General features: G+C 40.5%; 14 protein-coding genes and 3 tRNA genes. 7 read left to right on the plus strand and 10 right to left on the minus strand.

Going from position 1 to position 11,647, the window contains the following annotated elements:
- Positions 1–35: 35 nt before the first annotated feature.
- Positions 36–374: a P-II family nitrogen regulator gene (locus tag WSC_RS0109245; protein ID WP_016955642.1), complete on the minus strand. Its 339-nt coding sequence runs from the start codon at positions 372–374 to the stop codon at positions 36–38.
- A gap of 321 nt (positions 375–695) precedes the next feature.
- On the opposite strand from WSC_RS0109245, the gene acs reads away from it, so the two are divergent.
- A complete protein-coding gene (gene acs / locus WSC_RS0109250) occupies positions 696–2,639 on the plus strand; it encodes an acetate--CoA ligase (protein WP_016955643.1) in 1,944 nt (647 codons plus the stop codon).
- Positions 2,640–2,703: 64 nt separating this feature from the next.
- Here the strand turns inward: acs and WSC_RS0109255 are convergent, their stop codons facing one another.
- Positions 2,704–3,369 carry a hypothetical protein gene (locus WSC_RS0109255; protein WP_016955644.1) on the minus strand — a complete coding sequence of 222 codons (666 nt, stop codon included), beginning with the start codon at positions 3,367–3,369 and terminating at the stop codon, positions 2,704–2,706.
- Positions 3,370–3,625: 256 nt separating this feature from the next.
- Here WSC_RS0109255 and WSC_RS0109260 point away from each other — a divergent pair.
- The 6 genes from WSC_RS0109260 (at position 3,626) to WSC_RS0109285 (ending at position 7,549) form a co-directional block, all read left to right on the plus strand.
- Positions 3,626–3,718, plus strand: a tRNA-Ser gene (locus tag WSC_RS0109260).
- Positions 3,719–3,738: 20 nt separating this feature from the next.
- Positions 3,739–3,815: transfer RNA gene (locus WSC_RS0109265), tRNA-Arg, on the plus strand.
- 27 nt (positions 3,816–3,842) lie between these two features.
- Positions 3,843–3,919: transfer RNA gene (locus WSC_RS0109270), tRNA-Arg, on the plus strand.
- Between the two features lie 427 nt (positions 3,920–4,346).
- Positions 4,347–4,610 carry an oxaloacetate decarboxylase subunit gamma gene (locus WSC_RS0109275; RefSeq protein ID WP_016955645.1) on the plus strand — a complete coding sequence of 88 codons (264 nt, stop codon included), beginning with the start codon at positions 4,347–4,349 and terminating at the stop codon, positions 4,608–4,610.
- A gap of 14 nt (positions 4,611–4,624) precedes the next feature.
- Positions 4,625–6,406 (plus strand): sodium-extruding oxaloacetate decarboxylase subunit alpha, encoded by a 1,782-nt coding sequence (gene oadA, locus WSC_RS0109280; RefSeq protein ID WP_016955646.1) that lies wholly within the window; start codon positions 4,625–4,627, stop codon positions 6,404–6,406.
- A 9-nt stretch (positions 6,407–6,415) separates the two neighbouring features.
- Positions 6,416–7,549, plus strand: coding sequence for a sodium ion-translocating decarboxylase subunit beta (locus WSC_RS0109285; protein WP_016955647.1), 1,134 nt, complete (start codon positions 6,416–6,418; stop codon positions 7,547–7,549).
- 116 nt (positions 7,550–7,665) lie between these two features.
- Here WSC_RS0109285 and WSC_RS0109290 read toward each other — a convergent pair whose 3' ends face one another.
- The 8 genes from WSC_RS0109290 to WSC_RS0109325 form a co-directional block, all read right to left on the minus strand.
- Positions 7,666–8,649 carry a hydrolase gene (locus tag WSC_RS0109290; protein WP_016955648.1) on the minus strand — a complete coding sequence of 328 codons (984 nt, stop codon included), beginning with the start codon at positions 8,647–8,649 and terminating at the stop codon, positions 7,666–7,668.
- A gap of 5 nt (positions 8,650–8,654) precedes the next feature.
- On the minus strand, positions 8,655–9,071 hold the full coding sequence (locus WSC_RS0109295; RefSeq protein ID WP_016955649.1) for a YacL family protein: 417 nt from the start codon (positions 9,069–9,071) through the stop codon (positions 8,655–8,657).
- Positions 9,072–9,164: 93 nt separating this feature from the next.
- Positions 9,165–9,296 carry a hypothetical protein gene (locus WSC_RS25490; RefSeq protein WP_016955650.1) on the minus strand — a complete coding sequence of 44 codons (132 nt, stop codon included), beginning with the start codon at positions 9,294–9,296 and terminating at the stop codon, positions 9,165–9,167.
- A gap of 66 nt (positions 9,297–9,362) precedes the next feature.
- Positions 9,363–9,686, minus strand: a complete 324-nt coding sequence (locus WSC_RS0109305) for a hypothetical protein (protein WP_016955651.1) — start codon at positions 9,684–9,686, stop codon at positions 9,363–9,365.
- Between the two features lie 18 nt (positions 9,687–9,704).
- Positions 9,705–10,016 (minus strand): hypothetical protein, encoded by a 312-nt coding sequence (locus tag WSC_RS0109310; protein ID WP_016955652.1) that lies wholly within the window; start codon positions 10,014–10,016, stop codon positions 9,705–9,707.
- Between the two features lie 128 nt (positions 10,017–10,144).
- Positions 10,145–10,801 carry an HAD family hydrolase gene (locus WSC_RS0109315; RefSeq protein WP_026016766.1) on the minus strand — a complete coding sequence of 219 codons (657 nt, stop codon included), beginning with the start codon at positions 10,799–10,801 and terminating at the stop codon, positions 10,145–10,147.
- Between the two features lie 6 nt (positions 10,802–10,807).
- Complete coding sequence (locus tag WSC_RS24085) at positions 10,808–11,227, minus strand: gamma-glutamylcyclotransferase family protein (RefSeq protein WP_157447245.1); 420 nt, start codon at positions 11,225–11,227, stop codon at positions 10,808–10,810.
- Between the two features lie 4 nt (positions 11,228–11,231).
- The gene (locus WSC_RS0109325; RefSeq protein ID WP_016955655.1) at positions 11,232–11,633 is read right to left on the minus strand and encodes an acyl-CoA thioesterase; all 402 of its coding nucleotides are present in this window, start codon (positions 11,631–11,633) and stop codon (positions 11,232–11,234) included.
- Positions 11,634–11,647: the final 14 nt, after the last annotated feature.

Genomic DNA, 11,647 nt, shown 5'->3' on the forward strand with positions numbered 1-11,647 from the left:
TCCAGCTGATTATCGCTATTTATATTGATTTAGCTCTATATGGCGTCAGGACCTTGTTCGCCTGTGCGAATGCGAACAACTTGGTCTACTGACGAAACAAAAATTTTACCGTCGCCAATTTTATTGGTCTTGGCTGCCTCAATGATGGCGTCAATAACATTATCTAATCGTTGTTCGTCGACAACGATCTCTATTTTTGTTTTCACAACAAACTCGACGGCGTATTCTGTACCTCGATATAATTCTATATGTCCCTTTTGTCGGCCGAATCCTTTAACCTCACAAACTGTCATGCCTTTGATATCAATTTCACTTAATGCAGCTCTAACTTCTTCAAGTTTATGGGGTTTTATAATTGCAGTAATTTTTTTCATTTAATTATCCCAATTGTTATTGTGTGATTTTGTATTGGTTTTTCACTAAATTGGGGCGAAGGATAGCAGAAAAAGCACCTTTGTGGATCAAATGTAATAAAAAATTACCATCTGTAAACTGTTTTGGGGCAAGTAGAAATGCTAGTGCTCAAGATTGCATTTTAATGGGGCGTGTTCAGCATAAGGCTATAAAATTGAACGAATGTCAGTTTTTTCAAGTCTTGCATCTTCAAGTAGCTTGGGTATATATTGGTTGATTATTAAATAAAATGTAAAACAAGTGCTACTAAAGTATAAATAAATTATAAATACGGAGTTGATATGGACCAAAGTTACTTCCCAGTTTCGGAAAATTTAGCAGAAAACTGTCATATAGATAACCACAAGTATTTAGCTATGTACCAAGAATCAGTCGATAACCCTGATGCATTTTGGGCGCAGCAAGGTAAAAGGTTAGATTGGATAACCCCTTTTACCAAAGTTAAAAACACCAGTTATGCCCCTGGTAATGTGTCGATTAAATGGTTTGAAGACGGCCAGTTAAATGCTTGTTATAACTGTGTTGATCGTCATTTACCTGAAAAAGCCAACGATATAGCGTTAATTTTTGAAGGGGATGACCCATCTCAAAGCCACAATGTGACTTTTCAGCAGCTTCACGACAATGTTGCGCGTCTTGCAAACGGCTTAAAATCTTTAGGCGTTGCCAAAGGTGACAGCGTTGCCATTTATATGCCAATGGTCTGTGAAGCTGTATATGCTATGCTGGCTTGTGCCCGTATTGGCGCGGTTCATTCGGTTATCTTCGGTGGTTTTTCGCCGAATGCAATAGCTGATCGTATTGTAAATTGTAACGCCAAAGTAATCATTACCGCTGACGAAGGTCGACGCGGTGGCAAAACCGTACCGTTAAAAGCTAATGTTGATGAAGCATTACGCCGAAAAGATGTTTCCACTATTACTAACTGTATTGTCTTTAAAAACACGGGTGCAGATGTTGCCTTTAATCAAACAGTAGATGTGTCTGCAGAAGAGTTAATGGCATCTGTGCCTGCGAATTGCCCACCAGAAGTTATGGATGCGGAAGATCCATTATTTATTTTGTATACATCTGGTTCAACCGGCCAACCTAAAGGTGTATTACATACAACTGGCGGCTATTTAGTATATGCCTCTATGACGCACCAGTATATTTTTGACTACCAGCCTGGTGATATTTATTGGTGTGCGGCGGACGTTGGGTGGATCACAGGTCATAGTTATGTTGTCTACGGGCCACTGGCAAATGGAGCAACTCAAGTAATTTTCGAAGGTGTACCGACATATCCTTCTTCTTCAGGCATTGGTGATGTGGTGGATAAACATCAAGTCAATATCTTGTACACAGCCCCGACTGCGATCCGAGCATTGATGGCCAAAGGTGATGAAGCTTATGCAACAAACAAGCGTTCGAGTTTACGTATATTAGGTAGTGTCGGTGAGCCGATAAACCCAGAAGCTTGGGCTTGGTATTATGAAAATATTGGCAATAGCCAATGTCCAATTATGGATACTTGGTGGCAAACTGAAACGGGTGGAGTGATGATTACGCCATTACCTGGTGCTACTGGGTTAAAACCAGGCTCTGCCACGCGACCATTTTTTGGTGTAAAACCAGCTTTAGTTGATGCCGATGGCGTCATTTTAGATGGTGCCGTCAGTGGCAACTTAGTTATTTTAGATTCTTGGCCTGGACAAGCGCGCACCATTTATGGTGATCATGAACGTTTTGAACAAACCTATTTTAGTGCCTATAAGAATATGTACTTCACTGGCGATGGTGCTCGCAGAGATGAAGATGGTTATTACTGGATAACAGGGCGAGTAGATGACGTGTTAAATGTTTCAGGCCATCGTTTGGGCACAGCCGAAATAGAGAGTGCTTTGGTTGCACATCCTAGCGTTGCTGAAGCTGCTGTAGTGGGTTTCCCGCACGATATTAAAGGTCAAGCTATATATGCCTATGTAACACCTGTAGAAGGCACAGCATTATCAGATGAACTAACTAAGGAATTACGCAATTGGGTTCGAACAGATTTAAGCCCGATAGCCACGCCTGATTTGATTCATTGGACTGCTGGATTACCGAAAACACGCTCAGGTAAAATAATGCGTCGTATTCTACGTAAAATTGCCACTAATGAGTATGAGCAATTAGGTGATACTTCAACTTTGGCTGATCCGAGCGTTGTAGATGATTTGATTGCGAATAGATTAAATAAGTAATAATCGATACGTCAGTATATTTAATCAACAGCAAAGCCAGACCTAGTTGTTTGGCTTTTTTTTGCTATTTGCGGTTGAGTGCAGCCAACATTAACACCCAAAAACACAAAACTAGATTAAACAAAGGAATTTGTAACTCAGCTGGCATGGTATAGATAATAGATACAGCAGGGATCCACACCAGCCAATTAGAAACTATCACACTCGGCAAGGTTAACGAGAAAAAGTGTTTATCTGCAGCTTTAACCGTTTGGTTAAAACTAAAATTGTTTTCTAACCACAAATAACACAGAGTTATACTAGGCGCTGCCCACAGCGCACTATAGATAAACTGATCCATTGCGGTTTTTTTCACTATAGTTGCAACTGTATTGTCATAACCGAACCAATAACCTTGCAATTGATAAAACAGATCTACCTCAACCCCTTTGATACCCCAAAATATTAAATAGAAGCAGAGTAGTTTAATGACAGACTGTTTAGGCAAGGCTTTGGTTAGGTGCAGATAAATAAATGGGATTAAGCCACCAAATAGGGCTGTCGCAATAAAAGTATAGCGCCAGCCATGTGCAAGTTTTAACTCGGCAATTGCGTTGAAGCTGGTTTGGCTTGCAGGCAGATAAAAATAGACGAGTACGATAGACAGGGCAAACACTTGTAAAACAAACCCTGGTAGTAAATTCTTTAACAGTGCTTGTTTGATTGTATTGAATAGATAGTTTGTTTTCATTAATTAAACATTGACCTACATTAAGCAGAGCAATAGTTTAAGTTTGTGCGATTAAAAGGCAAGTCTAGTATGTGCTTATCTGAATTCGAAATTTAGCTAGTATTAAATTGTTTGTTTATTAAACGAAATCTTGTGCTTTGCCTGCTTATTAAACAAAAACTGTTCAAAACTTGATGGTTCGATAAAAAAACTGAAATTATTGTAGAAAAAGGTTTGACAATATTTTGAGAATCATTATTATGCGCCCCACGAAAACGGTGAGATGGCCGAGAGGCCGAAGGCGCTCCCCTGCTAAGGGAGTATAGGGTTTGTAGCCCTATCGAGGGTTCGAATCCCTCTCTCACCGCCATTTCGTAACTTTGAAAATGCGCGCGTGTAGCTCAGCTGGATAGAGTACCTGGCTACGAACCAGATGGTCGGAGGTTCGAATCCTTCCACGCGCGCCACTTTTCAAATTGTGTTTCTTACGATATGCGCGTGTAGCTCAGCTGGATAGAGTACCTGGCTACGAACCAGATGGTCGGAGGTTCGAATCCTTCCACGCGCGCCACTTCTCATGTTTCTTCATCCGGTTGATGTCATTAAATGAGCAGTGTTGAATAGATTGTGAAGGTGATAAAGTCTCTTTATACACCTTAGAACTGGATTTTAGTCAGTTCCAATTAAAAAACGCTGAATTTGTTTACAACCGAATCTGATATATTCCCAAACAAATTTAGCTCTGTACAAAATTTAACTTGTTGGCGATTGGCTTTTGTATGCCTAATTGCTGGGCTTTAAGCGGAAAATAAACAAAAAGTACTAAAAAAGTGGCTAAGTTATACTACTTTCAATTAAAATGGCTGTAAAAGCTGTGCTTTTTGTTTATTTTCTTAACTTTAAACAACCCATTTGACCAGGTGAAATTTTCCAGCTGGTTGAAAATTGTGCGGTAACTCGTTACCGTTGGGTTAACCTTAACTAACTTGAGACGATATATGGAAAACAATTTAAGCTCTGTATTGCTTGAAGCTGCAAACCTATTAGTTGTCGGCATGGGCGTAGTATTCGTATTTTTAGGGATTTTGATTTTTTTAATCAAACTAATGTCACACTTCTTTGCTGGAGAGATTCCAGCCCCTACCAAAGTGAATGTTCCTAACCGACCTGCAGTAAAATCATCTGGTGCACACCAGGACAAAAAAGTGGTCGCAGCTATTTCAGCTGCTGTCCACCAGTATCGTCAAGACAAGAAACAGTAACCAGGAGAATCAACATGGCAAAACCACTTGCAATTACGGATGTGGTACTTAGAGATGCACACCAATCGCTATTGGCGACGCGTTTTCGTTTAGACGACATGCTGCCTATCGCTGAAAAGCTAGACAAATTAGGCTACTGGTCAATTGAGAGTTGGGGTGGTGCAACTTTCGATTCATGTATTCGTTATTTAGGTGAAGATCCATGGGATCGTATTCGCGAATTGAAAAAAGCGATGCCGAATACTAAACAACAAATGTTGTTACGTGGCCAGAATTTACTTGGTTACCGTCACTATGCTGACGATGTTGTTGAAAAATTTGTCGAAAGAGCACACACCAATGGTGTCGATGTTTTCCGTATCTTTGATGCAATGAATGATGTTCGCAACTTGCAAACTGCAGTTAAAGCTGCAATCCAAGTTGGAGCACACGCGCAAGGTACACTTTCTTATACTGTTAGCCCTGTTCATACTATGGACATGTGGATTGATATGGCTCGTCAATTGGAAGATATGGGTGTTCACTCTATCTTTATCAAAGACATGGCTGGTCTATTAAAACCATATGTTGTTGAAGAGTTAGTGACCCGATTAAAAGAAACAGTAAGTGTGCCAATTGCAATGCAATGTCATGCAACTACTGGTTTAAGCACTGCAACATATATGAAAGCAATTGATGCTGGCATAGATATGTTAGATACCGCAGTTTCTTCAATGAGTATGACTTACGGTCACACTGCAACAGAAACAATTGTTTCTATTGTAGAAGGGACAGATCGTGATACAGGTATAGATTTAGCTGCAATGGAAGAAGTTGCAACTTACTTCCGTGAAGTACGTAAGAAATATGCCAAGTTTGAAGGTGCACTTAAAGGTGTTGATGCACGTATTTTAACAGCGCAAGTACCTGGTGGCATGTTAACTAACATGGAAAACCAGTTAAAAGAGCAAGGTGCTGCTGACAAACTTGATGACGTATTAAAAGAAATTCCTAAAGTACGTGAAGACTTAGGTTTTATTCCACTTGTAACTCCAACTTCGCAAATTGTTGGTACGCAAGCTGTATTAAACGTGTTAACAGGTGAGCGTTATAAGTCTATTACTAAAGAGACTGCTGGCGTGTTAAAAGGTGAATACGGTGCGACAGCTGCTCCAGTAAACAAAGAATTACTTGAGCGCGTGTTAGAAGGTGGTGAGCCAATTACTTGTCGTCCAGCTGATTTATTAGAGCCAGAGTTAGACAAATTAACTGCTGAATTAGATGGCCTAGCGAAAGAAAAATCTATCACTTTAGCGGATGAAAAAATTGATGACGTATTAACGTATGCGTTATTCCCACAAATCGGTTTGAAATTCTTAGAAAACCGCAACAACCCTGATGCATTCGAACCCGTGCCAACAGCTGAAGAAGCTACACCAGCAAAAGCTGCTCCAGCGGTATCACAATCTGGCCCAGCTTCGTATAGCGTACGTGTTGACGGTAAAGTATATGAAGTTGATGTTGCGCCAAGTGGTGAAATTAAAGACATTAAGTCAGTAGGTGGCAGTGATGAGTCTGTACCTCAGTCTGCATCTGTTTCTGGCGCTGAAACGTTAAATGCTCCATTGTCAGGTAACATTTTCAAAGTAAACGTAAATCCAGGTGATCATGTTGCTGCAGGTGACGTAGTTATCATTATGGAAGCGATGAAAATGGAAACTGAAATTCGCGCAGCGAAAGACGGTGAAGTTGTTTCTGTACATGTTAAAACGGGTGACTCAGTTCAATCTGGCGACCCAATGATTAGCCTTGCATAAGGAATACAGATGGAAGGTTTAGCGACTCTTTGGGCTTCAACTGGTATTGCCAATTTCCATTGGCAACAGTTGATTATGATTGTTGTTGGCTTTGGTCTTTTGTACCTAGCTATTTCGAAAAAATTTGAGCCGTTACTATTATTACCAATTGGTTTTGGTGCGGTATTAACTAATATTCCAATTGCGGGTTTTAGTGATCCAGGTGGTGTATTGTACTACGTGTATAAAATAGGTATTGATACTGGTGTGTTCCCGTTATTGATATTTATGGGCGTTGGTGCAATGACAGACTTTGGTGCGCTAATTGCCAATCCGAAAATGTTGTTATTAGGTGCAGCAGCGCAAGCAGGTATCTTTGCAACTTTGTTTGGTGCAATTTTACTTAACTTGATCCCAGGTTTCGATTTCACTCTAGCGGATGCTTCTGCAATTGCGATTATCGGTGGTGCTGATGGCCCGACAGCTATCTTTTTAGCGTCACGGTTAGCGCCTGATTTGTTAGGTGCAATCGCTGTAGCTGCATATTCATATATGGCATTAGTACCAATTATTCAGCCGCCAATTATGAAAGCTTTAACTAACAAAGAAGAACGTAAAATTGTTATGGAACAATTACGTCCAGTATCACAACGCGAAAAAATTATTTTCCCGTTAATGGTACTAACTATTGCTTTGTTATTGTTACCAGAAGCAACGCCTTTAGTGGGTATGTTCTGTTTAGGTAACTTAATGCGTGAATGTGGCGTTGTCGATCGTTTGAGCAAAACTGCCCAGAACGAGTTGATTAATATAGTGACTATCTTCTTAGGTTTAGCTGTAGGTTCTAAACTATCAGCTGAAGCTTTTTTAACGGTAGAAACTTTAGGCATTCTTGCATTGGGTGCGGTCGCATTCGGTATTGGTACTGCAAGTGGCGTGTTAATGGCTAAATTAATGAGTAAACTGAGCGGTGGTAAGATTAATCCATTAATTGGTGCTGCTGGTGTATCAGCTGTTCCTATGGCTGCGCGTGTTGTAAACAAGGTAGGTTTAGAGTCTAATCCTCACAACTTCCTATTAATGCATGCTATGGGCCCTAACGTTGCTGGTGTACTTGGTTCAGCAGTCGCGGCTGGTATTTTATTAGCCCTAGTCGGTGGTTAATCAACTAGCAATAGCTTGACACTATTTATGCAAAAACCCGCTTCGGCGGGTTTTTTGTTATCTGCATTAAATTTTAGTTGTTGGGCTCTGGGTTAAGTTTCTCTAGAATTAACCTACTAGGCGTGATTATGGATAAACTGCAATGCGCGTTTTTCCATCCAATAATCTCCTTTGAATAATTTTGTGCCACTGACATAACCAACATGACCGCCTTTTCTACTCACTTCAACCGTTACCTTGTGCGATAAGTCATTAGTTGTGGGAATACATTTTTCGGATAAAAAAGGATCGTCCTTAGCTTGCAGCACCAACAAAGGTCGTTCTACTTGTTTTAAAAATTGCATGCCAGCAGATTGCTGATAATAATCTTCAGCATTTTTAAAGCCATGTAATGGTGCTGTGATTAAGTCATCAAATTGCCAGAGGGTTTTGATCTTGCGATAACTATGTGCATCTATTCTGAGATATTTACTAATGTCAACTCTTTGCATTTTGCGCGCGATATTATCCATCATCATATCCAACAAGTATTTTTGGTAGATTCTTGATGTACCTTTCATAATATATTGGCAGCTTGCAGACAAATTAAGCGGCGGGCAAATTGCAACACTGGCTTTAAAGGGATTATTCTGAAGTTGTTCACCCGCATATTTGCATAAAACATTACCACCAAGCGAATAACCTATTGCAAACAATGGGCAATTTGGAAACTGAGCTTGCAGCCAATTGGCTACAAAAGCGACATCGCTGGTTTCTCCTGAATGGTAAGCTCTCGCAAGTCGGTTTGCGATGCCCCCGCACGAGCGAAAATGCAACAATACGCCAATATCACCTTTGGCGCGAATAGCATTGAGCATACCACGTGCATAAGTGCTCTTTATTGAACCTTCAAGGCCGTGTAACACTAGGACAATATTACGAGTGTCATCTTTATTTGGTAGCTGTGTCCAGTGCAGGTCTAAAAAGTCACTATCAGGTAACTCTATGCGCTCTTTAGTAGTTGGGCAGGGGAGTTTGCGTCTTTCAATTTTTTGCCAGATGGTTTGCATATGCCTGTTAGTTAACCACCAGGCTGGTTTAAAATGACTTTCAATTATCATCTGACTTAGTCTTCACTGACAAATCTTAGCCAAGCTGTGAGAGCTTGTTTAAAATCAACTAAACCACAACCGCAAATAAGTGCATCTTCACTTAGCACTGGTACCTGTTGTTCGGCTTTATCCTCTTGCTCTTCATCCTCGTCCGAGTCAGAGCTTGTAGGGTATGCTTGTGCATTCAGCGGCTGGGCATTATCAATTAATTGAACTTCCAAACGTTCAAGTAAAAGTTGATGTGTTTTACCCTGAATAACGTGCTGTTGGATTTCTTTTTTTTCCAAGCGTACAATAGTATTTAATACTTCGGCAATTTTGTGTTTATTTGTGGCAAACTCATCGGTAAACCAATAGCCAAAACTTTCTTGCTCGCTGGCAAATTCGGCGGTGTAGATGCCATTAGCATCTCGATAAAAATCGTACTCCACGTAATTTCACCTCATTAATATTTCCGGAAGTGAAATTTACCACAACCAGAATATTATTGTCGCGAAATAACTTCTTTCAATAGGCTTTATGACCTATTCGACTGGTGGTTTGGCATTTTTAATATTAGTGATAATCAGCCACACGTAATAGGTACACAGGCCAACAACCACAGTTAAACCTAGTAAAGAACCCCACACGATTGGATCACTCATTATATTGCTCATAATAACCTCCGACTCATTTCATGTTTTCAGTATAGGTAAGAGTCGAGAAGGGTTATTTGTTATAGATCAATATTTATTCAATTGATGGGATTTGCTCTGCAGCCAGCCATTGTGCATTTTTACCAGCAATTTTTGGCAGGCTGAAAAATTTTGTTGCTCAGCTAATCCAAGTAGTTGCTGGTAAAATTTAGTGGATTGCTCGGCAAATTCTGGCCAAGCTTGTTTGTCGAGTGTGTTGTGCAAAAGTAAGATAACTTTAACCAGCTTGATTTGCTCTTGATGTTGGCATGCTCTGATACCTATTTCTATGGTCGTAAGCAGTCGATTGACTGCCGGGTCGGCAGCCAATTGATTCAGCTGATAGGCGTTTATTGGATGGTTTTGTGCCATTCAAACTTTGCCTGTCTATTACAGACCAACAACTTCTTGTGCAGACTGATTCGCTTGCGCTTGTTGTGCTAATGCAGGATCTGAATTGACTTGCTCTAGTACTCTTTCAAGCTCTTGCTCTGCAGCTTGTTCGTCAGCATTGTCGTCAGCTGCCAATTGTTCACTGGTCGATACTTGAGTATTTTCTACCTGGGGAGATGTAGCCAATTCTGCTTCAGTTTGCTCAATCTCACTGGTTTGTTGAGTTTGGTTGGCTTCCTCAGCTTGGAGTTGACGTAACAACTCAGCACTGCTTGATTGTACTTGTTGTGAATTATCTACCTCTGCCATAACAAAGTCTCCTTAAATCAATCCAACGATATACAAAAATATAGCTGTTATTGTTGCTAAATAAAAGTAGCAACAATATATTGTTCGACAGTTAAATTCATCAGCGTCCACAATCCTTGCCACATAGCTTACTCAAAAGTTAGCTGAGCAAAACTGTCAACAACGGCCAGTGCTTTTTCAGCGATTTCCGGCTCTATTGGTAAATAATCTGGGATAATGATAGTTTGGCAACCTGCTCGAATAGCTGCTAGCGCACCTGGGTTTGAATCTTCAAACGCTAAGGTGTTCATAGCCTCTGTGTTTAACTCAGTACATGCTTTTAAATAACATTCTGGCTCAGGTTTAGCTAATTTCACATCTTCGGCACAGATCATTACATCAAAGTAGGCTAAGTAATCTGTATTGCTAAAATTCTTGATCGCGATTTCTCGTCGAGTGGAAGTAACTAGCGCCATAGGTAGGTTTTTATCAATACATTGTCTGAAAAATTGATCAAAACCTTGTTTTACTCGGAGGTTGTGTATTTTTAATTGGGCAACTGAAGTTTGATGGGCACTGATAAAACTTTGCATATCCACACTAGCATCAAACATTTCGCTGGCCATGCGATAACACTCTGCAGAACGCACCCCTGCAAATTCATCGTACATTTTTGCGGTAAAATGCTGGTTAAATTTCGCTGCTGTATCCACCCAAGCTTGGCAATATATGCTTTCGCTGTCAAATATAGTGCCGTCCATATCGAATAGCATTGCTTTTGCATTAGGTAACATAAACTGTTTCATAAACATTTAAATTGATTCGTTGTTTTTCTCTGCTAGGTAGTCTTCGACAAAGTTAGTTAAATACTTGTCGATAAATTCTTGTTTGCACCAAAGTTCATCTGAGCATATGCCACGATGCTCAGGGTTTAGCAAATAGCAATCAACAACGACAGGGCCACTAGCGGTCGTGACCGTCAAGCTGGTTCGTTGATAATACGCTCCTTCGAATATGTCTAGTTTCAGGACATCCTCGGGTGTTACGTCAAAGTAAACCATACCATCTACTGAATGTTCATCGTCCTCGACTATCACAGGGTAAGTTGCTTGTTTTACTTTGACTCGTTTGAATTTATCTAGCTGGGCGGGGGCTTGTTGATAATAACCGCTGACCTGTTTTTGCCAAACTGGCTCGTACATTAACGAGCCATAGGTGAATATATTGGTCAACTGATTAGTCCCTCACTACTTTATGTTTGTTGCCTTGGTCGTCAATGGCAACATAGGTAAATTCGCCTTCACATACCTTAAAACTTTGTTTGTTTTCTAAGTTTCTCAATACAGGTTCGACCCATACTTCCAGTTTAATTTTCATCGAGGTATTGCCGATTTTTGCGACTGTGCCGTAGCAACTGAAAATATCACCAACGTGGACAGGGCTTATAAAGAGGATGTTATTAACTGCAACTGTTACCGTACGGCTTTTTGCGACCGCCTTAGCTAGCATGCCACCTGCAATGTCCATTTGCGACATGATCCAACCACCAAAAATATCGCCATTGGCGTTAGTATCGGCGGGCATTGCCTGTGTTCTTAAAATTAACTCGCCTTCAGCGCACGCTTTTGAATCGCCCATTTTTTGTCCTCTAA

Origin of the sequence: Catenovulum agarivorans YM01, assembly GCF_000281085.1 — a bacterium.
In the GTDB taxonomy this organism is placed as follows: Bacteria; Pseudomonadota; Gammaproteobacteria; order Enterobacterales; family Alteromonadaceae; genus Catenovulum; species Catenovulum agarivorans.